Genomic DNA, 22,334 nt, shown 5'->3' on the forward strand with positions numbered 1-22,334 from the left:
AGCGTGAGGAACGCAGGTCGGAACCCGCCACGCGGGGGCCCGGGGGTCGGCAAGACCGCTCCGGACGGCTAGGGTTCCTCGCGTCGGGAAGGCCCTGCGCTCTGGCAGGACCCCGATGCACCATCGCAGCTAGGAGCGAGCAATGCCCGAAGGAACTGTCAAGTGGTTCAACGCGGAGAAGGGGTTCGGCTTCGCCACCCCCGACGGTGGCGGACCTGACGTGTTCGTCCACTACTCGGCCATCCAGACCAGCGGGTACCGCTCGCTCGACGAAGGCCAGCGGATCTCGTTCGACGTCGAGCAGGGCCAGAAGGGCCCGCAGGCGGCCAACGTCACCCCGCTCTGATCTCCTGATCAGCACAGCGCCCCCGCCCGGTCCTCCGGGCGGGGGCGCTGTCGTTCGCGGGGCGGTCAGTGCGCCCGGGGCACGTACCCGCCGACCAGTGCCTGCATGAGCAGCGCCCCCGCGTCCGGGCCCACCGCCCGCGCGGCGTCGGCGAAGGCCCGCCAGCGCTCGCGCTCGACGTCGGTCGGCGCCCGCTCGGCCCGGGTCTGCGCCTGCTCCAGCAGCCGCTCCCACTCCCCCTGCGGGGTCGGCCACAGCCCCGCCAGCCGCCGCGCCTCGGCGGAGATGCCGGTGATCCGCACGATGTCGCCGGCGTGGTTGGTCAGCGGCTCGATGTAGCCCGCCGCCGCGAGGGCCTTCGCCGCGGCGATCACCTGCTCCTTGGGCAGGCCACTGCCCGGGACGACGGAGCCGAGGAGATACGGCGCGCCGCCGTGCTTGGGCTCGTCCACCAGCCGGGCGACCGCCCGCAGCACGGGCAGGTCGCGGGAGAACCAGGTGTCGGCCAGGGGTGCGTCGGGCGGTGTCACGCCGTCCAGTCTCCCCGCCGCACGCGGCGGCGCCCCGCCACCCGGGGTCACGGGGTGGCGGGGCGCTGCCGGCCGGCGCGGGGTCAGCGGGCGCCGGTCAGGTGCGGGCGGGCGGCCAGGACGATCCCGAGGACCGTGTAACCGGCCAGCAGGTGTCCCGCCCCGGCGAACGAGGCGGTCTGCGCGTCGGCCAGGGCCGAGACCGGGAACACGACCAGCGCCCACGTCTCCGCGACCGCCGGCCAGGCACGCGCCGGCCCCCGCCACCGCCCGGCGACGGCGATCCGCACGCCGATCGCCGCCATGCCGAGCATCGACAGCGGCCAGAACAGGTCCAGCGCCAGGAAGAAGGCGTTCTCGGACAGGCCGGGGGCGGAAGAGCAGCGAGCTGGCCTTGTAGGCGAGGGCGTGGTCGGCGTGCTGCTGCCGCTGGCCGTCGTCACCCACCGACTGCGCGCCGCCGCCGGCGAGGACCGGCGACGGATGCGCTGGCTGCTGTGGGCCGGCGTCGTGGACGCCCTGGTCGTGCTGGGCGCGGTGCTCTTCCCCAGCACCACCCTGAGCCTGGACCTGAGCGTGGCGGTCGGGCTGACCGGGCTGGCCGTGACCCTCGGCCTGTTGCGGCCGCGGGCGGTGGACATCGACCGGCTGCTCGGCGGCACGCTGGTGTACGGCGGCCTCGCCGTCGGCGTGGTGCTGCTCGACCTCGCCGTCCTCGCCGCTCTCGGTGCCCTGCTCGGGACCGCCGTCGGCGAGCGCGACGCCACCCTGGTCAGCGTCCTGCTCGTCGCGGTCGTCTACGTCCCGTTGCGCGCGGCGCTGTGGCGGCTGGTCCGCCGGTGGGTGCTCGGCGAGCGCGAGGACCCCTACCGCGTCGTGTCGGGACTCGCCGAGCGGCTCGAGCGCTCCGACGGCGCCGAGGAGCAGCTCATGGCGGTCGCGGCCGGCATCGCCGAGGCGTTCCGCGTCCCCTACGTCGGCGTCGAGGTCGACTCCGCCGACGGCGGCCGGCTGGTCGCCGGGCACGGCACCCGCCCCGGCACCGTGCAGTCCCTGCCGATCGCCTACCGCGGCGAGGGAGTCGGCCGGCTGCTGCTCCCCCGCTCCGGCGTCCGCGCGCACCTGGTCACCCGCGACGAGCGGCTGCTCGCCGACGTCGTCCGGCAGGCCGCCGCGGCCGCCCGCGCCGGGTCGCTCGCCGCCCAGCTGCAGGCCAGCCGCGAGCAGCTCGTCACCGCCCGCGAGGAGGAGCGCCGCCGGCTGCGCCGCGACCTGCACGACGGCCTCGGCCCCTCGCTCGGCGCGGTGGTGCTGCGCATCGACACCGCCCGCAACCTGGCCGCGAGCCGCCCCGACGACGCCGACGCGCTGCTGCGCCAGGCCCGCGACGACGTCGCCGCCGCGCTGGCCGACGTCCGCCGGCTGGTGCACGACCTGCGCCCGCCCGCGCTCGACGACCTCGGGCTGGCCGGTGCGGTCCGCCAGCAGGCCGAGCGGCCGCTCGCGCCGGCGGTGCCGGTGACCGTCGAGGCCGAGGGGCTCGCCGACCTGCCCGCGGCCGTGGAGGTGGCGGCCTACCGGATCGCGTCGGAGGCGCTGGCCAACGCGGCGCGGCACGCGGCCGCCACGCGGGTGCGGGTGCGGCTGGCCCGCGACGCCGGCGGCGCGCTGGAGGCGACGGTGACCGACGACGGTGTGGGCATCGCGCCCGACCGGGCCGCCGGCGTGGGGCTGGTGTCGCTGCGCGAGCGGGCCGCCGAGCTCGGCGGACGGTGCACGGTCAGCTGTCCCGCCGGCGGTGGGACGCAGGTGCGGGCGGTGCTGCCCGTCGAGGGAGGAGGACCGGCGTGACCGAGGACGAGGAGCCGCTGCGGATCGTCGTCGCCGACGACCACCCGGTGTACCGGGACGGGCTGGCGCTGCTGCTCGGCTCGGTGCCGGGCCTGGAGGTGGTCGGCACCGCGGCCGACGGCGCCGCGGCGGTCGAGGTGGTCCGCGAGCACCTGCCCGACGTCGTCGTCATGGACGTGCAGATGCCGGTGCTCGACGGCATCGAGGCGACCCGGCGGATCGCCGCCGAGGCGCCGTCGGTGGGGGTGGTCGTGCTGACCATGAGCGAGGACGACGGCACCGTGTTCGCCGCCGTCCGCGCCGGCGCCCGCGGCTACCTGCTCAAGGGCGCCGACCAGGAGGAGGTGGTCCGGGCGATCACCACGGTGGCCTCGGGCGGGGGGTGTTCGGTGCCGCGCTGGCCCGGCGGATCGCGGAGTTCTTCACCGTGGGCCCCGCCGGCCCGGAGACGGCGTTCCCGCAGCTGACCGCCCGCGAGCGGGAGGTGCTCGACCTGGTGGCGGCCGGGCGGTCCAACGCGCAGATCGCCGCGGTGCTGTACCTGTCGCCGAAGACGGTGCGCAACGTGGTGTCCAACGTGCTGACCAAGCTGCAGGTCACCGACCGCGCGCAGGCGATCGTGCGGGCGCGGGAGGCCGGTCTGGGCCGCTGAGACGGGGAATCCGGCCGCCGCCCGGCTCGTTCCCCCTGGCATGACGACGTCCGCTTCCCAGCCGAAGGTGACCAAGAGCGACGCGGAGTGGCGCGCCCAGCTGTCCCCGCAGGAGTACGCGGTGCTGCGCCAGGCCGGCACCGAGCGGCCGTGGACCGGTGAGTACGTCGACACGAAGACCGTCGGCGTCTACACCTGCCGGGCCTGCGGCGCCGAGCTGTTCCGCTCGGAGACCAAGTTCGACTCGCACTGCGGCTGGCCGTCCTTCTACGAGCCGTCCGCGGAGGACAACGTGGTGCTCCGCGAGGACCGCAGCCTCGGCATGCTGCGCGTCGAGGTCCTCTGCGGCACCTGCCACAGCCACCTCGGCCACGTCTTCGAGGACGCCCCGCAGACCCCGACCGGCGACCGCTACTGCATCAACTCGGTGAGCATCCGGCTGCAGCCCGCCGAGGGCTGACCCGGCCCGGCTCGCCCCGGACGGCCTCCCCGGTTCCCCGGGGAGGCCGTTCTACGGTGACCGCCGTGCAGCCCGACGAGGACGACGAGCCGGCGGTCGTCCGGACCGACGACGAGTGGCGCGCCCAGCTGTCCGCACGCGAATTCGCCGTGCTGCGGCGCGGCGGCACCGAGCGGCCGTGGTCGGGCCGCTACGTCGACACCAAGGCGGCGGGCGCCTACCTCTGCCGCGGCTGCGGCCAGGAGGTGTTCCGCGCCCGCACCAAGTTCGAGTCGGCGACGGGCTGGGCGTCGTTCTACGCGCCGAGCAGCGCCGCCCACGTGCAGCTGCGCCCGGACGCGTCCGGCCGGTTCCCGCGCATCGCGGTGCGCTGCTCGGCCTGCCACGGGCACCTCGGGCACGTCTACGGCGACGCGCCGCAGACGCCCACGGGCGACCGCTACAGCATCAACTCCGCCGCCGTCCGCTTCGTGCCGAGCTGAACCTCAGGCCCTGTCTCAGGCGAGGTCGCGCACCAGCTCGGCGACCGGCTTGCGGACGCCGGTGTAGAACGGCACCTCCTCGCGCACGTGCCGGCGGGCGCGGCTGGCCCGCAGGTCGCGCATGAGGTCGACGATGCGGTGCAGCTCGTCGGCCTCGAAGGCGAGCATCCACTCGTAGTCGCCGAGGCCGAACGAGGCCACCGTGTTGGCCCGCACGTCGGGGTAGGGCCGGGCCTGCATGCCGTGCTCCTTGAGCATGTCCCGCCGCTCCTCGTCGGGCAGCAGGTACCACTCGTAGGACCGCACGAACGGGTAGACGCAGACGTAGCGCCGCGGCTCCTCCTCGGCGAGGAACGCCGGGACGTGGCTGCGGTTGAACTCCGCCGGGCGGTGCAGCGCCATCTGCGACCAGACCGGGTCCAGCGAGCGGCCGAGCTGGGTGCGGCGCAGCCGGGTGTAGGCCTCCTGCAGCGCCTCGGGGGTCTCGGCGTGCCACCAGACCATCACGTCGGCGTCGGCCCGCAGCGCCGCGACGTCGTAGGTCCCGCGGACGACGACGCCCTTGCCGGCGAGCTCCTCGAACAGGCCCGTGACCTCGTCGGCGGCCGCGGTGCGCTGGTCGTCGGCCAGCGGCCGGGCGAGCCGGAACACCGACCACATCGTGTAGCGGATGAGGGAGTTGAGCTCGTTCGCCCGCTTGCCGACGCTGCGCTGTTCGGTGTTCTGCTCGCTCATGCGCCCATTGTCCCGCGCTCTCCCGGCGGGGTGCGGTGGGATCCCGGTCTCAGGAGCGGACGACCGACAGCGGCACCCGCCGGGTCCGGCGGCCGGGCAGGCAGGCAGCGGCGGCCAGGGCGATCGCGACGGCGTCCTCGGCGAGCGCGGCCTGCCAGTCGGGCACCCGCGCCCCGGCCCAGCGCCGCCACGCCAGGCCGCCGAAGGACCCGCCGAGCGCGCCGAGCAGCCCCGCGGTGACCGGCGCGGCGCCGTTGGCCCCCTGCCGGGCCGCGAGCCGGCCGGCGGCGCCCGCCCCACCGAGCAGCCGGACGGGCAGCGACTCGGCACTCGTGCGCGCCGGGACCCCCGGCTGCTTGTCGGCCACCAGCTCCCCCGCGACGGCGGCCAGCGCGCCCAGCCGGGAGGCGCCGCGGGACCGGGGGTCGGCGAGCACCGGCCCGGCGACGGCCAGGGAGCTGCGGCCGCCGGTGGCCAGGCCCAGCACGGCCGAGCGCAGCACGAGCCCCGGCGCGGCGGGAGTGCGCAGGTCCCGCTGCTCCCGCGCCACCGGCACCGCCGACAGCACGCCCTGCACCGCGGCGCCGTAGGCGAGGTGCGGGACGGCGTCGGCCGCCCAGTCCGCGGCACTCCACGTGCGCGGGTCGCTGACGCCCAGCCCGGCCACCGGCAGGTCGGTGCCGGCCATCGCCGCGGCACCTGTGACGACGGCGCCCACCGGCGCGGGGAACCGGACCCCGGCCGCCCGCGCCGCGCTGGCGAGCACGCCGATCCCCAGCCCGGTGCCGATCCCGCTGAGCGCCCCGAGCGCCGTCCGCCGGTGCTCCCGCACCGCGCCGCGACCCGGCACCCGCGTCCCGGCTGCCGCCGCCAGCGCGTCGACCACCCGCCCGGGGGTCTCGCTCGGCGCGCGGCCGCGCCACAGCACGTCGAGGTGGGTCACGGCGTTCAGCGCGGTCGTGCCGGCGGCGCCGGCCACCAGTCCGCGGGCGAGGGTCCCGATCACGGCCTCACCCTGCGGGGACACCGGCGGGTGCGGCAACCGCAGGTCAGGTCAGCGCGGTCAGGTCAGCGCCTCGACCGCACGCCGGGCGCCGCGGATGCAGGCCGGCACGCCGACGCCGTCGTAGGCCGCCCCGGCCACAGCCAGCCCCGGCACCGCGGCGACGGCGTCGCGGATCGCGACCACCCGCTGCGGGTGGCCGACCAGGTACTGCGGCAGGCCGCCGCCCCAGCGCACCAGGTGGGCCTCCCGCGGTTCCGGGCGCTCGAGGCCGAGGAGGTCGGCGACGTCGGCGACCACCGCGGCGGTCAGGTCGTCGTCGTCGCGCTGCAGCTGTGACTCGTCGCCGTAGCGCCCCACCGACGCGCGCACCCGCAGGAGGCCGTCGCCGGACAGGTGCGGCCACTTCGACGACGACACCGTCACGCCCTTGACCAGCCGCCCGGTCACCGGCGGGACCAGCAGCCCCGATCCGGCGTCGACCGGCTGGGCGGGGAAGGCCATCGCGACGACGGCCATCGAGGCGTACGGGATGCCGCGCAGCGGCTCGACGGCGTCCGGCGCCACCCCCGCCAGCAGCCGCGCGGACTTCCCGGCCGGCGCGGTGACGACGACGGCATCGGCCGCCAGCACCTCGGGCGCGGCCGTGGGCCCCACCGCGACCTCGAGCCGCCCGCCCGCCCGGCGGATCGCGTGCGCCGGCGTGCGCAGCCGCACCTGCGCGCCGGACGCCGCGACCAGCGCCTCCGGCAGCGAACCCAGGCCGCCGTCGACGGTCACGAACACCGGTCCGTCGACGTCGCCGCGGCTGCGCGCCCCGGCGTCCCGGGCGGCGAGCGCGGCGGCGAGCACCGAGTCGGCGCGGGCGAGCTGGGCGGCCAGCGCCGGCATGGTCGCGGCCAGCGAGAGGTCGTCGGGGCGGCCGGCGTAGACGCCGCCGAGCAGCGGCTCCACCAGCCGGTCGACCACCTCGTCGCCGAGCCGCGCCCGCAGCAGTGCGCCCACCGAGACGTCGCCGTCGAGGCGCAGCGGCGGCAGGTCGGCCTCGGCCCGCACCCGCGCGACGCCGTCGGAGGTGAGCACGCCGGCCAGCCCGTCGGCCGACGTCGGCACGCCCTGGACCGTCCCCGGCGGCAGCGGGTGGCGGCCGTCGGGCAGCACGATCGCCGCCTGCGTCGTCCGCGGCGCCACCAGCCGGTCGCCCAGGCCGAGCTCCTCGACCAGCTCCACCGCCTCGGGCACGCGGGCCAGGACCGCCTCGGGGCCGGTGTCGTACCAGGTGCCGGCGAGGTCGACCCGGTCGATCTTGCCGCCGATCCGCCCGCCGGCCTCCACGACGACGACCTCGTCGCCCGGCCGCTCCCGGGACCACGCGAAGGCGGCGGTCAGCCCGGCGATCCCCGCGCCGACGACGACCAGGCGGCTCATCGCGCCGACAGCTCGTGCACCAGCTCCACGACGTGCGTGAGCACACCCGGGTCGGTCTCGGGCAGCACGCCGTGCCCCAGGTTGAACACGTGCCCCCGGGCGGCGCGGCCCTGCTCGACGACGCGGCGGACCTCGCGGTCGACGGTGTCCCGGTCGGCCAGCAGGACGGCGGGGTCGAGATTGCCCTGCAGCGACCGCTGCGGCCCCACCCGCCGGGCGGCCTCGTCCAGCGGCACCCGCCAGTCGACGCCCACGACGTCGGCCCCGGCGTCGCCGATCAGCGCGAGCAGCTCGCCGGTGCCGACGCCGAAGTGCACGCGCGGCACGTCGCGGTCGCCGAGCCCGTCGAAGACCGCGCGCGAGTGCGGCAGCACCCGGGTGCCGTAGTCGACGGCCGACAGCACGCCGGCCCAGGAGTCGAACAGCTGCACCGCCGAGGCGCCGTTGTCGATCTGCACGCGCAGGAAGGTGGCCGCCGAGACCGCCAGGCGGGTCAGCAGGCGGGTCCAGGCCTCCGGCTCGGCGTACATGAAGGCCTTGGTTCGGGCGTGCTCCTTCGACGGGCCGCCCTCGATCAGGTAGGTGGCGAGGGTGAACGGCGCCCCGGCGAAGCCGATGAGCGGCGTCGGCCCGAGCTCGGCGACCAGCCGGCGCACCGCCGTCGCGAGGAAGTCCAGCCGGTCGGGCTCGAGGTCGGGCAGCGCGTCGACGTCGGCGACCGTGCGCACGGGGTCGGCGACCACCGGGCCGACCCCCGGCTTGATCTCGATGTCGACCCCGGCCACGACCAGCGGCAGGACGATGTCGGAGAAGAGGATCGCGGCGTCCACGCCGTGGCGGCGGACCGGCTGCAGGGTGATCTCGGTGACCAGGTCGGGGTCCTGGCATGCCTCGAGCATCGCGGTCCCGGCGCGCAGCGCCCGGTACTCGGGCAGCGACCGCCCGGCCTGCCGCATGAACCACACCGGCGTCCGCGTCACCGGCAGGCCCCGCGCTGCCCGCACGAGGTCCGAGTCGGCGGGGGACGGCGGAACGGCAGGTGCGGTGCTCACGACGGCCGATCCTCCCAGACCCCTGAGCAGCGGCGCGTCCGAGACAGACCGGGCCCGGGGCACCTACCCTGCGAGCGTGGAGCCACGCAGCCTGGCCGGACCCCGGGACGGGGCCGGTGCGCGCGCGGGCTCCGGCGGCCCCGGTGACGACCGGCCGGCCGACTTCGTCGCGGCCCTGGCGTCCCTCGCCGCGGTCCGGGCCCGCCCCGAGATCGTCCTCGAGGAGATCCCCGCACCGCAACGCCTGGCGCCGTTCGCGCACGCGCTCGCCGCGCACGTGACCGAGGGCGAGGGCGACGACGAGGTCGAGCTCGCCGTCGCCCGGTTCATCGTCCTGCACGACCCCGCCGGCCACGAGGCCTGGGACGGCACCACCCGCTGCGTGGGGTACCTGTCGGCCAGCACCGACGAGCACATGGTCGACGACGCGATGTTCTCCGAGGTCGCGTGGAGCTGGCTGACCGACGCCCTCGGCGAGTGCGGCGCCGCCTGGCACGCGCTCGGCGGCACCGTCACCCGCACCGCCTCCACCCGCTTCGGCGACCTCGCCGGTCCCGAGCACTCCGTCGACGTCGAGCTCCGCGCGTCGTGGACCGCCGAGGACACCGCGCTCGGCCGCCACCTCGACGCCTGGCTCGAGGTCCTCGCCAACGCCGCCGGTCTGCCGCCGCCCGGGGTCGCCCTCCTCGGCCCGGCCGGCACCGCACCCGAGCCGTCCTGACTCCTCCCCCTCGCCGGGCGCACGCGCCGCGGTCTCTACGATCGGGAGGACAGCCGGGCGGCGCACGCGCGGACGGGACGGGCGAGAAGGTGGACGGCAACTGAGCACCGAGCCCCTGCCCGCCGACGCCCAGGACGACGACCGCGAGCCGGACGCCCCCGCAGCGGTTCCCCTGCTGGCCCCGCGCGACGGCCTGCCGCCGGTCGTCGACACCCCCGAGGCCCTCGCCGGCTACGCCGACGCCCTGCGCGCGGGGACCGGTCCGGTCGCCGTCGACGCCGAGCGCGCCTCCGGCTACCGCTACGGCCAGCGTGCCTACCTCGTGCAGCTGCGCCGCGCCGGCGCGGGCACGGGGCTGGTCGACCCCATCCCGCTGGGCGACCTGTCCGTCGTGCAGTCCGCGATCGCCGACGCCGAGTGGGTGCTGCACGCGGCCAGCCAGGACCTGCCCTGCCTCGCCGAGATCGGCATGGTGCCCGCGCGGATCTTCGACACCGAGCTGGCCGCGCGCCTGGCCGGGCTGCCGCGGGTGGGCCTGGCCGCCGTCGTCGAGTCGCTGCTCGGGTACTCGCTGGTCAAGGGCCACTCGGCCGCCGACTGGAGCACCCGGCCGCTGCCCGAGGAGTGGCTGGTCTACGCCGCCCTCGACGTCGAGGTGCTCGTCGACCTGCGGGACGCGCTCTCTGCCCTCCTCGACGAGCAGGGCAAGACCGAGTGGGCGCGCCAGGAGTTCGCCGCGGTCCTCGCCGCCGGCACGCCGCCGCCCCGGCAGGACCCGTGGCGGCGCACCTCCGGCGTGCACGGGCTGCGCAACCGGCGCCAGCTCGGGATGCTGCGCTCGCTGTGGGAGGCGCGCGACGACCTCGCCCGCCGGCGCGACATCGCCCCCGGCCGGGTGCTGCCCGACGCGGCGATGGTGGCCGCCGTCCAGGCCGATCCGCAGACCGAGGCCGCGCTGCTGGAGCTGCCGGTGTTCCGCGGCCGTGCCAACCGGCGGCTGGTGGGCACCTGGTTCGGCGCACTGGCCCGCGGCCGGGCGCTGCCGGAGTCGGAGCTGCCGCCGCACAGCCGCCCGGGCGACGGGCCGCCGCCGGTCAACCGCTGGTCCGACCGCGACCCCGCCGCGGCCGCCCGCCTGCAGGCCGCCCGCAAGGGGCTGGCCGCGCTGTCGGAGCAGCACGACGTCCCGGTGGAGAACCTGCTCTCTCCCGACCTGGTCCGCCGGCTGATGTGGACCCCGCCCGAGCCGCGCGACGCCGAGACCGTCGCCGGTGTCCTGCGGGCCGGTGGCGCGCGCGAGTGGCAGGTCGAGCTGACCCGCGACCTGCTCGCCGAGGCGCTCACCCGCGCCTGAGCACCTCCCCGACGCACGAGGGGGCGGCCCCGGCCTGAGCCGGGACCGCCCCCTCGTTGGTGAGTGACCGGGTGGCCCCTCTGCAGGGTCCCGCCGCGAGCGTGCGAGCGGTGGGGTGCAGAGGGGTCCTTCTAATGGCCGGTCGCGGCCGCCCGCCGCCGGGCCAGCGCGTCGACGCTGGCGGCCAGCAGCAGCACTGCGCCGGTGATGATGTAGTTGAGGTACGCCTCGGTGCCCAGCAGGCCCAGCCCGTTGGCGATGATCGCCACGACCAGGCCACCGAGGACGGCGTCACGCACCCGGCCCCGGCCACCGAAGAGGCTCGTGCCACCGATGACCGCGGCACCGACGGCGTAGAGCAGCGTGTTGCCGCCGCCGGACCCCGGCGCGACCGAGCCGAGCCGCGCGGCCGCGACGATGCCGCTGATCGCCGCCAGGGTCGAGCCGATGACGAACACCGACACCCGGATCTTCGTGACGTTGATGCCGGCCCGCCGGGACGCCTCGGCGTTGCCGCCGACCGCGTAGACGTGCCGGCCGAAGCCCGTGCGGCCGAGGAGGAACGTCAGGACCAGCAGCAGGATGACGACCAGCGGGATGGCGTACGGGATGCCCGCGAGCACCACACCGGGGGCCGGGGCCCGGTCGACGCTCAGCACCGCCGTGACCAGGACGACGACGGCGGCGATCACGCCGATCCGCACGAGGACCACGGCGAACGGGGCGTGCGCGAGGCCCTTGGCCTTCTGGACGCGGTACCGGTTGAGCTGCAGCGCGGCGTACACGGCGATGGTCAGCACGGCGAGGACCCAGCCGAGGACGACCGGCAGGTTCTCGTCGCTGATCGCCGAGATGACCGGGTCGCGCACCGGCACCGTGCCGCCCTCGCCGATGAGCCGCAGGGTGAAGCCCTGCCAGCCCAGGAAGAGCGCGAGTGTGACGACGAACGACGGGATGCCGACCAGACCGACGAGGCTGCCGGTGAACAGGCCGATGGCCACGCCGGTGAGGATGGCCGCCGCCACCGCGACGTACCACGGCGAGCCGGCGTCGGCGAGCAGCTTGGCCATCACCGCGGCACAGACGCCGCTGACCACACCCGCGGACAGGTCGATCTCGCCCAGCAGCAGGACGAACACCAGCCCCATCGCCAGGATGATGATCGGCGCCGCCTGGTCGGCCAGGTTGGCCATGTTGCGCGGGGTCAGGAACGTCTCGGGCCGGAGCGCGAAGAACAGCAGGCCGAGGGCGACGATGCCGAGGATGGCCGGCAGCGCGCCCAGGTCACCGCCCCGGACGCGGTCGACGTAGGCCCGAGCGGCCCCGCCGAGGGACTCGGCGGAGCGGTCGGCCTCGAAGCCCGACGGCGCACCGCCGGGCTCCTGCGCGCTGGTGGGCGGGGAGATGGTGCTGGACATGCCTCAGACCTCCACAGCCGCGGCAGCAGCGGGCGCGATGCCGAGGTCGCCCGACCGGCCCGCGGTGATGAGCTCGATGACCTGGGGGCGGTCGACCTGGGAGATGGGGATGTCGGCCGCCATCCGGCCCAGGTAGAGGGCCGCGATCCGGTCGGCCACCTCGAAGACGTCGACCATGTTGTGGGTGATGAACAGGACGGCGTGGCCGGTGTCGGCGAGCCGGCGCACGAGGTCGAGGACCTGCCGGGTCTGGGCGACGCCGAGGGCGGCGGTCGGCTCGTCGAGGATGACGACCTTCGACTCCCACAGGACGGCCTTGGCGATGGCGACCGTCTGGCGCTGACCACCGGAGAGGCTGGAGACCAGCTGGCGCACGGACTTCAGGGTCCGGACGGAGAGCTTGGCGAGCGTGTCCCGGGCGGCCTGCTCCATGGACGTCTCGTCGAGGAGGATGCCGGTCTTGCGCTCGCGGCCGAGGAACATGTTCTGGACGACGTCGAGGTTGTCGGCCAGGGCGAGGTCCTGGTAGACGACCTCGATGCCGAGCGCCGCGGCCTCTCGCGGGCCGCCGACGGTGACCGGCCGGCCCTCGAAGAGGACCTCGCCGGAGTCGATCGGGTGGATGCCGGCGATGGACTTGATGAGCGTGCTCTTGCCCGCGCCGTTGTCGCCGACCAGCGCGGTGACCTGGCCGGGGTACACCTTCAGGTGCACGTCGTGCAGGACCTGGATGGCACCGAAGCTCTTGTTGACGCCGCGGAGTTCCAGGGTGGGGGTGCCGTCCTGGGGACGGTCGGTGGGTGTGGACACACCGGGCCTCTCGGTCGAGCTGGTGGGGCTGGGACAGCAGCCGCCGGGGCGTCCATGATGGGCGCCCCGGCGGCAGCTGTGAACTACGAGATCCCGAGCTCCTCGCACGCGGCGGCGAAGTCGCCGGTGCACAGCTCCTCGGCGGTCACGAACTCGTCGTCGACGACGTCCTTGACGTTGTCCCGGAAGATCGAGACCGGGGTGAGCAGGACCGACGGGACCTCGCGGCCGGCCTCGGTGTCGGTGACGGTGCCGGTGGTCTCGCCCTCCTCGCCGTTGAGCAGCGCGACGGCCAGCTCGGCCAGCGCGTTGGCCTCGTCACGGACCGACTTGTAGACGGTCATGCACTGGTCGCCGGCGAGGATGTTCTGCAGGCCCTCGACGCTGGCGTCCTGACCGGTCACGTTGTTCGCGCCCGCGGCGTTGTTGCGCCCGAGGATCTGGATCACCGAGTTGGCCAGCCCGTCGTTGGCCGCCAGCACACCCTGGATGTTGCCGTTGTTCTGGGTGTACATCTGCTCGAAGATCGTCGCGGCCTCCTGGTTGTCCCACTCGGGGACGGCCTGCTCGGCGACCTGCGGGTACTGCGTCAGCGGGTCGAGCACCTCGTGGGCGCCCGAGGAGAACAGCGTCGCGTTGTTGTCGTCCGGCGAGCCGTTGAGGAACGCGATGTTGCCCTGCGTGACGCCGTTGGCCTCCAGGCACTGCTGCAGGCCCGCACCCTGGAGCCGGCCGACCTCGGTGTTGTCGAAGGAGACGTAGTACTCGGCGGAGCCGCCCAGCGTGAGCCGGTCGTAGTCGATCGTCGAGACGCCCTCCTGGGCCGCCTGCTCCTGGATCTGCGCACCCGAGGCCGAGTCGAGGTTGACGATCGCGAGGACGGTGGCGCCCTCGGTGATCATCTGCTCGGCGATGGTCGCCTGCCGCTGGGCGTCGCCCTCGGCGTTCTGGATGTCGTACTCGACACCGGCCTCCTCGAAGGCCGCCTCGAGGTAGGGGCGGTCGAAGTTCTCCCACCGCACCGAGGACTCGGTGTCGGGGAGGATCACGCCGACCTTGCCGGCGGACTCGCCGCCGCCACCGCCGCCGCCACCGCTCTCGGTGTCGCTGCCACTGTCGCTGCCACAGGCAGCAAGGCTGAAGACCAGGGCGGCCGCCAGGGCCGTCATCGTGGTGCGCCGTCGCGCCATGGATGGGTCCACCATTCCGTCGGGAATCTGCAGAAGTGCGGCGGCCAATATGCGCTCCCCATCACACGCGTTGCAAGCCCGGGTCGGTGGCGTTGCCGGACCGTGACCCTTCCGGGGTGAGCGGCGGGTCCCGCGCCTGCCCCCGCGGGGTCGGGTCGCGCTTGGTCCAGGTGTTACCGACGGGTAACTTCTCCCCTGCCGTCCCCGTGCCCAGGGACCGCTCCCACTCCTGCGGAGGTCCGAGTGTCATCTGAAGAGCGGCGGCCGCGTGCGCTGCGCGAGGTCGTCTTCGTCGACGGCGTGCGCACCCCCTTCGGCAAGGCCGGCCCGAAGGGCCTGTACGCCGAGACGCGCGCCGACGACCTGGTCGTGCGGGTGATCCGCGAACTGCTGCGCCGCAACCCGGCGCTGCCGGCCGAGCGGGTCGACGAGGTCGCGATCGCCGCGACCACCCAGATCGGCGACCAGGGGCTGACCATCGGCCGCACGGCGGCGCTGCTGGCCGGCCTGCCGAAGTCGGTCCCCGGCTACGCCATCGACCGCATGTGCGCCGGCGCGATGACCGCCGTCACCACCACCGCCTCCGGCATCGCCTTCGGCGCCTACGACGTCGCCATCGCCGGCGGTGTCGAGCACATGGGCCGCCACCCCATGGGCGAGGGCGCCGACCCCAACCCGCGGTTCTTCAGCGAGAAGATCGTCGACGGCTCGGCGCTGGTCATGGGCTCCACCGCCGAGAACCTGCACGACCGCTTCCCGCACCTGACCAAGGAGCGCGCCGATGCGTTCGCGCTGGCCAGCCAGCAGAAGTACGCCAAGGCCGTCGCCAACGGGCAGATCGGCCCGGAGCTGGTGACCGTCTCCACCCGCAGCGCCGAGCAGGGCTGGGGCCTGGCCACCGCCGACGAGCCGCCGCGGCCGGGCACCACGCTGGAGGGCCTGGCCACGCTCAAGACGCCGTTCCGCCCGCACGGGAACGTGACGGCCGGCAACGCCGCGGGCCTCAACGACGGCGCCACCGGCTGCATCCTCGCCGCCGAGGAGACCGCCGAGGAGCTCGGCCTGACCGCCGGCATGCGGCTGGTCGGCTACGGCTTCGCCGGCGTGGAGCCCGAGGTCATGGGCGTGGGCCCGGTGCCCTCCACCGAGCGGGCGCTCGCCCGCACCGGCCTGTCCATCTCCGACATCGGCCTGTTCGAGCTCAACGAGGCCTTCGCCGTCCAGGTGCTGGCCTTCCTCGACCACTTCGGCATCGCCGACGACGACGAGCGGGTCAACCCCTGGGGCGGCGCCATCGCCGTCGGCCACCCGCTGGCCTCCTCCGGCGTCCGCCTCATGACCCAGCTGTCGCGGCAGTTCGCCGAGCGGCCCGACGTCCGCTACGGCCTGACCGCCATGTGCGTGGGCCTCGGCATGGGCGCCACGGTCATCTGGGAGAACACCAACTGGGAGGGCTCGGCCACGTGACCACCGCCGTCTTCGAGAACGAGGTCGTGACCGCCGCCAGGGTGCGGTACCTCCGGGTGCCCGGACTGGCCGGCGAGATCGCCCTGGTCACGCTGGACAACGGGCACGACCACACGCGCCCGTCCACCTTCGGCCCCGGCGGGCTGGCGTCGCTGGACGCCGCGCTCGACGAGATCGCCGCGCACACCCCCGCCCCCGCGGCCATCGCGGTGACCGGCAAGCCGTTCATCTTCGCCGTGGGCGCCGACCTCTCCGGTGTTCCCTCGGTGACCGACGCCGCGACCGCGCGGGAGATCGCCGAGACCGGCCACCGGGTGTTCCGGCGGCTCAAGGACGCCTCCGTGCCGACGTTTGCGTTCGTCAACGGCGCGGCCCTCGGCGGCGGCCTGGAGCTGGCGCTGCACTGCTCGTACCGCACGATCGCGAGCACCGCCGCCGTCGCCTTCCCCGAGGTGTTCCTCGGCCTGGTGCCCGGCTGGGGCGGCACGCAGCTGCTGCCGAACCTCATCGGGATCGACCCGGCGGTCACCGTGGTCGTCGAGAACGCCCTGGCGCAGAACAAGGTCACCTCCGGCCCCAGGGCCGCGAAGCTGGGGATCGCCGACGCGCTGTTCGAGCCGGCCGACTTCCTCGAGCGGTCGCTGGAGTGGGCCGCCGCGGTCCTCACCGGCGACCTCACCGTCGCGCGCCCCGAGGTCGACCGCTCGGGCTGGGACGCCGCGATCGAGCGGGCGCGCGGCATCGTCGCGGCCCGCACGCGCAACGCCTCCCCCGGCGCGCTGCGCGCCGTCGAGCTGCTCGACCTCGCCCGGAACGGCGTCGACGGCGAGGCGTTCACCGCCGGCACCGCCGCGGAGGACCAGGCGCTCACCGACCTGCTCATGAGCGACGAGCTGCGGGCCGGCCTGTACGCGTTCGACCTGGTCAACAAGCGCGCCAAGCGCCCGGCCGGCGCCCCGGACAAGGGCCTCGCCCGCAAGGTCACCAAGGTCGGCGTCGTCGGCGCCGGGCTCATGGCCTCGCAGCTGGCGCTGCTGTTCGTGCGGCGGCTGGAGGTGCCGGTCGTCCTGACCGACGTCGACCAGGCCCGCGTGGACAAGGGCGTCGGCTACGTGCACGGGGAGCTGGACAAGCTGGCCGCCCGCGGGCGGCTGTCGGCCGACAGGCTGAACCGGCTCAAGGGGCTGGTCACCGGCGCGCTGGACAAGGCCGTCTTCGCCGACGCCGACCTCGTCATCGAGGCCGTCTTCGAGGAGATGTCGGTCAAGCAGCAGGTGTTCGCCGAGGTGGAGGCCGTCGTCTCCCCCGAGTGCGTGCTGGCCACCAACACCTCGGCGCTGTCGGTCACCGAGATGGCCTCCAAGCTCGAGCACCCCGAGCGGGTCGTCGGCCTGCACTTCTTCAACCCGGTGGCGGTCCTGCCGCTGCTGGAGGTCGTGCGCGCCGAGCAGACCGACGACGCCGCGCTGGCCACCGCCTTCGCCGTCGGCAAGGCGCTGAAGAAGTCCTGCGTGCTCGTGGCCGACGCCCCGGCGTTCGTCGTCAACCGGCTGCTCACCCGCTTCCTCGGCGAGGTCACCTCGGCCGTCGAGCAGGGCACGCCCGTGGCCGTCGCCGACCGGGCGCTGGACCCGCTGGGCCTGCCGATGTCGCCGTTCGAGCTGCTCACGCTGGTCGGCCCGCCGGTCGCCCTGCACGTGGCCGAGCGGATGCACGAGGCCTTCCCCGACCGGTTCGCCGTCGGCGAGGGCCTGAGGAAGATGGTCGAGCTGGGCAAGACCAGCGTCTACTCCGAGCCGGGCGTCGTCGACCCCGAGCTCGAGGGCATCGACGCCGGCGACTCCCCGCTGACCGAGGACGAGGTCCGCGACCGCGCGGTCCGGGCGCTGGCCCAGGAGATCGGGCTGATGCTCGACGAGGGCGTCGTGCAGGCCGTGCAGGACATCGACCTGTGCATGGTGCTGGGCGCCGGCTGGCCGTTCTGGCTGGGCGGCATCTCCGCGTACCTCGACCGCGCCGGGGTCTCCGAGGCGGTCACTGGCTCGCGGTTCCTGCCGCGCGGCGTGGCCTCGCTGCCCGCGTGATCCCGTGCACTTCCGCGGATGTGCACGGCGCACATCCGCGGAAGTGCACGGACGGCGAACGGCCCGGGTCCCCGCGTGGGGCCCGGGCCGTTCGTCGTCCTACCGGAACTTGTGCGTGAGGCTGTCCATCGTGCGGTCGACCGAGGCGACCTTGACGTGCGACAGACCGCTCGTGGCACCCGCGGCCAGCATCGCCTCGTGCGCGGCCCGCAGGGTGGCCCACACGGCGTCGGCGTCGCCCTCGAGCGTCGTCCCGAGCGCGCCCACCTCCGAGTGCAGCCCCGAGGCCTGGATGACCCGGACGGCGGCCTCGACGAAGGCGTGCGGGTCGTCGGGCGTCCCGGCCGGCGAGGGCGCCACCTGGATCTCGGCGATGACCCAGTTCACCGCTGGGCGCCGTCGACCCGTTCGGCGTGGACCGGACGCTCCGTACGCTCGGTGAGCACCGCGGTCCACTCGGCGATCCGCCGGGCGACGTCCTGCTCGGTGAGACCGCAGTCGGCGAGCACCTGGCCGCGGCTGCCGTGCTCGAGGAAGGCCTGCGGCAGGCCCAGGGACCGCACCGGGACGTCGTGCTGGCCGTCCTGCAGCGCCTGCGCGAGGTGCATCCCGACGCCGCCGGCCCGCCCGCCGTCCTCGACGGTGACGACCAGCCGGTGCGCGGCGGCCATCTCCACCAGCTCGTCGGCGACCGGCAGCACCCACCGCGGGTCGACGACGGTGACGTCGATGCCGTGGTCGGCGGCCCGCTCGGCGGCGGCGAGGCACATCGGCACCATCGAGCCGACGGCGACCAGCAGCACCTCCTCGCGGTCCCCGCGGCGCAGCACGTCGACCCGGCCGCGGCGCTCCAGCGCCGGGATGTCGACCGGCGGCGGGCCCTTGGGGAAGCGGACGACGGTCGGCCCGTCGGTCACCGCGACCGCCTCGCGCAGCACCTCGCGCAGCGTCGGCTCGTCGCGCGGCGCGGCCAGCTGCAGCCCCGGCACCACCGAGCAGATCGACATGTCCCACATGCCGTTGTGCGAGGCGCCGTCGGTGCCGGTGACGCCGGCCCGGTCGAGGACGACGGTGACCGGCTGGCGGTGCAGCGCGACGTCCATGAGCAGCTGGTCGAAGGCCCGGTTGAGGAAGGTCGAGTAGACGGCGACCACCGGGTGCAGCCCGGCCATCGCCATGCCGGCCGCGCTGGTGAGCGCGTGCTGCTCGGCGATGCCGACGTCGTAGGTCCGCTCGGGGAAGCGCTCGGCGAAGGCGGCCAGCCCGGTGGGGTGCAGCATCGCCGCGGTGACCGCGACGACGTCGCTGCGCTCGGTGCCGATGCGCACGAGCTCGTCGGAGAAGGCCGTCGTCCAGTCGCGGGCGACGGCGGGACCGACGCCGCTGTCGGGGTCGAAGACGCCGGTGGCGTGCCAGGCGTCGATCTGGTCGGTCTCGGCCGGCGCGTAGCCGAAGCCCTTGGTGGTGACGGCGTGCACGATCACCGGGCGGCCGAAGGAGCGCGCGCGCCGCAGCGCCGACTCCATGACCTCGACGTCGTGCCCGTCGACGGGGCCGACGTACTTGAGGCCGAGGTCCTCGAACATGCCCTGCGGCGCGAGGACGTCCTTGACGCCCTTCTTCAGGCCGTGCAGCGCGTCGTAGAGCGCCGAGCCCACGACCGGCGCGCGGTGCAGGGCCTGGCGGATGGCCAGCAGCGCCTGCTCGTAGCCCGGCCGCAGCCGCAGGCCGGCCAGCGCGTCGGCGACGCCGCCGATGGTCGGCGAGTAGGAGCGGCCGTTGTCGTTGACGACGATGACGACGGGGCGGTCCTGCGCGGCGGCGATGTTGTTCAGCGCCTCCCAGGCCATGCCGCCGGTGAGCGCGCCGTCGCCGATCACGGCCACCACGGGCCGGTGCTCGCCGCGGACGGCGAAGGCCTTGGCCAGCCCGTCGGCGTAGGACAGCGACGTCGAGGCGTGGCTGTTCTCGACCCAGTCGTGCTCGCTCTCGGTGCGGCTCGGATAGCCCGACAGCCCGCCGCGCTGGCGGAGCCGCTCGAAGCCCTCGACGCGGCCGGTGAGCATCTTGTGCACGTAGGCCTGGTGGCCGGTGTCGAACACGATCGGCTCGCGCGGGGACTCGAACACCCGGTGCAGCGCGATGGTGAGCTCGACCGTGCCGAGGTTGGGGCCGAGGTGGCCGCCGGTGCGGGCCACGCTGGTGACCAGCGCGTCGCGGATCTCCGCGGCCAGGACGGGCAGCTGCTCAGGGGGCAGCGCCCTCAGGTCGGCGGGGTCGCGGAGCGAGCGCAGGAGCGACACGACGCGGCGGTGTCCTCTCTGTCGGCGGCGGGGCACGGCCCTCGGGGCCGCCGGTCAACTGTAGTCGCGGAACGGCGGGGACCTCCGGTCGAACGAGGTGCACCCGCGAGGGGACGTTCCGTCACGGCTGGACGTCACGACGGCCGTTCACCGGGACGAGGTCCTCCACTTCCGTCGGTGATTGACAGAACGCGGACGGGCTCTCACGATGCCCGCCATGGACCCCCGTCGGCCGTGGCTGCCCGACCTCACGGGCCCCTCGCGGCGGCTGGTCCAGGAGCTGCGGGTCAGCGGCCCCTCGACCCGCGCCCAGCTGGTCGAGCGCACCGGCCTGTCCCGCGCGACGGTCTCCGGGTACGTGTCCGACCTCGTCGACCGCGGCCTGGTCGCGCCGTCGGAGGAGACCGGCGCGGTGGAGACCGGGGGCCGTCCCGCGCGGCTGGTGCACCTCACCCGCCGCGCCGGCGTCGTCGTCGGGGTCGACATCGGGCGCACCCACGTCCGGGTCGCCGTCGCCGACCTCTCGCACGAGATCGTCGGCGAGGAGACCACCACGCTGCAGGTCGCCGACCTCGACTCCGACGCGGTCCTGGACACGGTGGCCACCCAGGTGCGCGCGGAGCTGCGGCGCGCCGGGGCCTGCACCGAGGACGTCGTCGGCGCCGTCGTGGGGCTGCCCACCCCGGTCGTCGGCCGGGCCGCCAGCGCCCGCGGCACCGTCGCGCGGTCGAACATCCTCCCCACGTGGTCGGGACGGACGCCCGCGCCCGCGCTGCAGGAGCGGCTCGGCGTCCCGGTCATCGTGGAGAACGACGCCAACCTCGGTGCCGTCGCGGAGGTCCGCTGGGGCGCCGGCCGCGGCTCGCGCAGCACGATCTACCTGAAGATGGCCACCGGCGTCGGCGGCGCGATCGTCCTGGACGGCGACCTGCTGCGCGGCGTCTCCGGCACCGCCGGGGAGATGGGGCACGTCAGCCTGGACCCGGCCGGCGCGCTGTGCCGCTGCGGCAACCGCGGCTGCCTGGAGCTGACCGCCGGCGGCACCGCGCTCCTGCAGGCCATCCGCACCGCCGCACCCCATCTGGCCGACCTGCGCGCGCTGGTGGCCGGCGCGCAGGAGGGCGACCAGGCCTGCCGGCGGCTGATCGCCGACGCCGGCACGTCGGTGGGCCAGGTGCTCGGCGGGCTGGTCAACGTGCTCAACCCCGACCGCATCGTCGTCGGCGGCGAGCTCGGGACCGCCGGCGACCTGCTGGTCGACCCGCTCCGGCGCGCGCTCGGGCAGTCCGCCATCCCCGCCGCGGCCGAGCAGCTCGCCGTGGTCCCCGGCTCGCTCGGGGCCCGCGCGGAGGTGCTCGGCGCGCTGGCGGTCGCGCTCCGGGAAGCCGACCGGCTGACCGGCTAGGGCCCCGGGGGCCCGTGGACGCCGGGCCGGGCCCCCGGGCGCCGCCCTGCAGCCCTCCCCTACAGCCCCTCCGCTACAGCCGCTCCCTAGAGCCGCGGCACCCAGACCTCGCCGCGCAGCGCCCCGGCCACGACCTCCACGCCCCGCGCGGCCGCGGCCAGACGCGCCCCCTCGCGCTCGTAGGCGGCGACGGCGGCCTCGATGGCGTCCGGCGGCAGGTGGTCGGCCAGGTCGACGCGCACCGTGCGCCACCCTGCGCGAGCCGCCTCGAGGCCGGCGGCGACGTGGTCGCCGGCGAGGCGGGCCAGCAGCACCGGATAGCGCCGCAGCACCTCGTGGGCGCGGTAGTCGGGCGGGACGAGGTCGAACAGCCAGGCGACCGCGGTGTGCTCCCAGTCCGGAGCGCCCATCGGCCGCACCTGCTCCGGCCAGCCCGGGGGGACGCTCGCTGCCACGGGGGCATCCTGCCGCAGGTCGAACGCGTGTTCGACCCGGCGCGCGCCGTCGTTCCCGGGTCGTGACCACCCGGGGCGGCCGCGGCGGGTGCCGGGCGCTAGGAGATCTGGCGCTTGAGCCAGAACTGCTCGAAACCCCACGTGCCGGCACCGCTGGAGTGGTAGCTGACCAGCTCCCAGCCCTCGGCACCGAGCCGGTTGAGCACCGAGCTGGTGTCCCCCTGCTGCCGTTCCAGCTTGCCGTTGGGGAGCTTGACGCTCACCCCCGCCCGCTGTGACTCGGCGTCGTTGGCCGTGATGACCGAGGCGTACTCCCAGGAGGTCACGGACAGACCGTATCGGGCCGGTCGCGGCCGGCCCGGGACTAGGGGCGCCGGTGGCCGGAGCGGTTCTGGCCCGACCCGGGGCACAGCGCCGGCTCGGCCCGCGTCCCGCTGCCCCAGATCTCCGGCGCCCACGTGTGGTCGACGAACACCAGCGGGTCGCCCACCTCGTCGTGCCGGTCGTCGGCCGCTCCGCTGTCGCGGCGGCGCGTCAGCTCCCCGCAGACGGGGCAGGTGTCGGGTCCGGCCACGTGCGCAGGGTAGG

The 22,334-nt window shown here is 75.4% G+C and carries 25 protein-coding genes; 11 read left to right on the forward strand and 14 right to left on the reverse strand.

The features are described from left to right. Positions 1-142 precede the first annotated feature (142 nt). Positions 143-346 carry a cold-shock protein gene (locus FN207_RS24060; protein WP_073420333.1) on the forward strand — a complete coding sequence of 68 codons (204 nt, stop codon included), beginning with the start codon at positions 143-145 and terminating at the stop codon, positions 344-346. A gap of 65 nt (positions 347-411) precedes the next feature. Here the strand turns inward: FN207_RS24060 and FN207_RS24065 are convergent, their stop codons facing one another. Together FN207_RS24065 and FN207_RS24070 are read right to left on the reverse strand one after the other, a co-directional pair. After that, on the reverse strand, positions 412-876 hold the full coding sequence (locus FN207_RS24065) for a hypothetical protein (RefSeq protein WP_142460982.1): 465 nt from the start codon (positions 874-876) through the stop codon (positions 412-414). A gap of 83 nt (positions 877-959) precedes the next feature. Then, positions 960-1,319, reverse strand: coding sequence for a hypothetical protein (locus tag FN207_RS24070; protein WP_142460983.1), 360 nt, complete (start codon positions 1,317-1,319; stop codon positions 960-962). On the opposite strand from FN207_RS24070, the gene FN207_RS24075 reads away from it, so the two are divergent. The 5 genes from FN207_RS24075 to msrB (FN207_RS24090) all read left to right on the forward strand — a co-directional run bounded on the left by FN207_RS24075 (position 1,285) and on the right by msrB (FN207_RS24090) (position 4,321). After that, complete coding sequence (locus tag FN207_RS24075; protein ID WP_142460984.1) at positions 1,285-2,727, forward strand: histidine kinase; 1,443 nt, start codon at positions 1,285-1,287, stop codon at positions 2,725-2,727. The two genes, FN207_RS24070 and FN207_RS24075, sit on opposite strands and share 35 nt — an antisense overlap. Then, on the forward strand, positions 2,724-3,194 hold the full coding sequence (locus FN207_RS27185) for a response regulator (protein WP_246066328.1): 471 nt from the start codon (positions 2,724-2,726) through the stop codon (positions 3,192-3,194). The genes FN207_RS24075 and FN207_RS27185 overlap by 4 nt, the downstream gene beginning before the upstream one ends. Then, the gene (locus FN207_RS27190; protein WP_246066329.1) at positions 3,155-3,379 is read left to right on the forward strand and encodes a helix-turn-helix domain-containing protein; all 225 of its coding nucleotides are present in this window, start codon (positions 3,155-3,157) and stop codon (positions 3,377-3,379) included. Before FN207_RS27185 ends, FN207_RS27190 begins: the two co-directional genes overlap by 40 nt. A 67-nt stretch (positions 3,380-3,446) precedes the next feature. Continuing rightward, positions 3,447-3,839, forward strand: a complete 393-nt coding sequence (gene msrB / locus FN207_RS24085) for a peptide-methionine (R)-S-oxide reductase MsrB (RefSeq protein ID WP_246066331.1) — start codon at positions 3,447-3,449, stop codon at positions 3,837-3,839. Between the two features lie 65 nt (positions 3,840-3,904). Then, positions 3,905-4,321 carry a peptide-methionine (R)-S-oxide reductase MsrB gene (gene msrB, locus FN207_RS24090; protein WP_142461033.1) on the forward strand — a complete coding sequence of 139 codons (417 nt, stop codon included), beginning with the start codon at positions 3,905-3,907 and terminating at the stop codon, positions 4,319-4,321. A 15-nt stretch (positions 4,322-4,336) separates the two neighbouring features. On the opposite strand, the gene hemQ is transcribed toward msrB (FN207_RS24090), so the two are convergent. The 4 genes from hemQ to hemE are packed head-to-tail and all read right to left on the reverse strand — an operon-like array spanning position 4,337 to position 8,539. Further along, positions 4,337-5,056 (reverse strand): hydrogen peroxide-dependent heme synthase, encoded by a 720-nt coding sequence (gene hemQ, locus FN207_RS24095; RefSeq protein WP_142460986.1) that lies wholly within the window; start codon positions 5,054-5,056, stop codon positions 4,337-4,339. Between the two features lie 49 nt (positions 5,057-5,105). Beyond that, the gene (locus FN207_RS24100) at positions 5,106-6,062 is read right to left on the reverse strand and encodes a hypothetical protein (RefSeq protein ID WP_142460987.1); all 957 of its coding nucleotides are present in this window, start codon (positions 6,060-6,062) and stop codon (positions 5,106-5,108) included. A gap of 57 nt (positions 6,063-6,119) precedes the next feature. Further along, a complete protein-coding gene (gene hemG, locus FN207_RS24105; RefSeq protein ID WP_142460988.1) occupies positions 6,120-7,487 on the reverse strand; it encodes a protoporphyrinogen oxidase in 1,368 nt (455 codons plus the stop codon). After that, complete coding sequence (gene hemE / locus FN207_RS24110; RefSeq protein ID WP_185938551.1) at positions 7,484-8,539, reverse strand: uroporphyrinogen decarboxylase; 1,056 nt, start codon at positions 8,537-8,539, stop codon at positions 7,484-7,486. Before hemE ends, hemG begins: the two co-directional genes overlap by 4 nt. A gap of 76 nt (positions 8,540-8,615) precedes the next feature. Between hemE and FN207_RS24115 the strand changes: the two genes are divergently transcribed. Then, complete coding sequence (locus FN207_RS24115) at positions 8,616-9,260, forward strand: DUF3000 domain-containing protein (protein ID WP_246066333.1); 645 nt, start codon at positions 8,616-8,618, stop codon at positions 9,258-9,260. A gap of 115 nt (positions 9,261-9,375) precedes the next feature. Continuing rightward, complete coding sequence (locus tag FN207_RS24120; RefSeq protein WP_246066339.1) at positions 9,376-10,614, forward strand: HRDC domain-containing protein; 1,239 nt, start codon at positions 9,376-9,378, stop codon at positions 10,612-10,614. Positions 10,615-10,745: 131 nt separating this feature from the next. Here FN207_RS24120 and FN207_RS24125 read toward each other — a convergent pair whose 3' ends face one another. The 3 genes from FN207_RS24125 to FN207_RS24135 form a co-directional block, all read right to left on the reverse strand. Then, on the reverse strand, positions 10,746-12,032 hold the full coding sequence (locus tag FN207_RS24125) for a sugar ABC transporter permease (protein ID WP_142460990.1): 1,287 nt from the start codon (positions 12,030-12,032) through the stop codon (positions 10,746-10,748). A gap of 3 nt (positions 12,033-12,035) precedes the next feature. Continuing rightward, positions 12,036-12,842: an ATP-binding cassette domain-containing protein gene (locus FN207_RS24130; RefSeq protein WP_142460991.1), complete on the reverse strand. Its 807-nt coding sequence runs from the start codon at positions 12,840-12,842 to the stop codon at positions 12,036-12,038. Positions 12,843-12,925: 83 nt separating this feature from the next. Further along, complete coding sequence (locus FN207_RS24135) at positions 12,926-14,032, reverse strand: sugar ABC transporter substrate-binding protein (protein ID WP_142460992.1); 1,107 nt, start codon at positions 14,030-14,032, stop codon at positions 12,926-12,928. Between the two features lie 243 nt (positions 14,033-14,275). Between FN207_RS24135 and FN207_RS24140 the strand changes: the two genes are divergently transcribed. Next, a complete protein-coding gene (locus tag FN207_RS24140) occupies positions 14,276-15,499 on the forward strand; it encodes a thiolase family protein (RefSeq protein WP_142460993.1) in 1,224 nt (407 codons plus the stop codon). Then, positions 15,496-17,583, forward strand: a complete 2,088-nt coding sequence (locus FN207_RS24145; protein WP_221888382.1) for a 3-hydroxyacyl-CoA dehydrogenase NAD-binding domain-containing protein — start codon at positions 15,496-15,498, stop codon at positions 17,581-17,583. Before FN207_RS24140 ends, FN207_RS24145 begins: the two co-directional genes overlap by 4 nt. Before the next feature lie 99 nt (positions 17,584-17,682). Here the strand turns inward: FN207_RS24145 and FN207_RS24150 are convergent, their stop codons facing one another. Both FN207_RS24150 and dxs read right to left on the reverse strand, forming a co-directional pair. After that, complete coding sequence (locus FN207_RS24150) at positions 17,683-17,970, reverse strand: thiamine-binding protein (RefSeq protein ID WP_142460994.1); 288 nt, start codon at positions 17,968-17,970, stop codon at positions 17,683-17,685. Beyond that, a complete protein-coding gene (gene dxs / locus FN207_RS24155; protein ID WP_142460995.1) occupies positions 17,967-19,886 on the reverse strand; it encodes a 1-deoxy-D-xylulose-5-phosphate synthase in 1,920 nt (639 codons plus the stop codon). The genes FN207_RS24150 and dxs overlap by 4 nt, the downstream gene beginning before the upstream one ends. A gap of 217 nt (positions 19,887-20,103) precedes the next feature. On the opposite strand from dxs, the gene FN207_RS24160 reads away from it, so the two are divergent. Beyond that, complete coding sequence (locus FN207_RS24160; RefSeq protein ID WP_185938552.1) at positions 20,104-21,291, forward strand: ROK family transcriptional regulator; 1,188 nt, start codon at positions 20,104-20,106, stop codon at positions 21,289-21,291. Positions 21,292-21,377: 86 nt separating this feature from the next. Here the strand turns inward: FN207_RS24160 and FN207_RS24165 are convergent, their stop codons facing one another. The 3 genes from FN207_RS24165 to FN207_RS24175 all read right to left on the reverse strand — a co-directional run bounded on the left by FN207_RS24165 (position 21,378) and on the right by FN207_RS24175 (position 22,320). Beyond that, positions 21,378-21,746, reverse strand: coding sequence for a hypothetical protein (locus tag FN207_RS24165; RefSeq protein ID WP_185938553.1), 369 nt, complete (start codon positions 21,744-21,746; stop codon positions 21,378-21,380). Between the two features lie 98 nt (positions 21,747-21,844). Beyond that, a complete protein-coding gene (locus FN207_RS24170; RefSeq protein WP_110909935.1) occupies positions 21,845-22,072 on the reverse strand; it encodes a DUF4177 domain-containing protein in 228 nt (75 codons plus the stop codon). A 38-nt stretch (positions 22,073-22,110) separates the two neighbouring features. After that, complete coding sequence (locus FN207_RS24175) at positions 22,111-22,320, reverse strand: hypothetical protein (protein ID WP_142460997.1); 210 nt, start codon at positions 22,318-22,320, stop codon at positions 22,111-22,113. Between the last annotated feature and the right edge of the window lie 14 nt (positions 22,321-22,334).

Source organism: Geodermatophilus aquaeductus (assembly GCF_900182545.1).
Taxonomy (GTDB): domain Bacteria; phylum Actinomycetota; class Actinomycetes; order Mycobacteriales; family Geodermatophilaceae; genus Geodermatophilus; species Geodermatophilus aquaeductus.

Excerpts from the sequence above, each read along its gene's own strand:
- FN207_RS24060 (WP_073420333.1), top strand. The coding sequence starts at position 143 with ATGCCCGAAGGAACTGTCAAGTGGTTCAACGCGGAGAAGGGGTTCGGC.
- hemQ (WP_142460986.1), bottom strand. The coding sequence starts at position 5,056 with ATGAGCGAGCAGAACACCGAACAGCGCAGCGTCGGCAAGCGGGCGAAC.
- hemG (WP_142460988.1), bottom strand. The coding sequence starts at position 7,487 with ATGAGCCGCCTGGTCGTCGTCGGCGCGGGGATCGCCGGGCTGACCGCC.
- FN207_RS24125 (WP_142460990.1), bottom strand. The coding sequence starts at position 12,032 with ATGTCCAGCACCATCTCCCCGCCCACCAGCGCGCAGGAGCCCGGCGGT.
- FN207_RS24135 (WP_142460992.1), bottom strand. The coding sequence starts at position 14,032 with ATGGCGCGACGGCGCACCACGATGACGGCCCTGGCGGCCGCCCTGGTC.
- FN207_RS24160 (WP_185938552.1), top strand. The coding sequence starts at position 20,104 with ATGGACCCCCGTCGGCCGTGGCTGCCCGACCTCACGGGCCCCTCGCGG.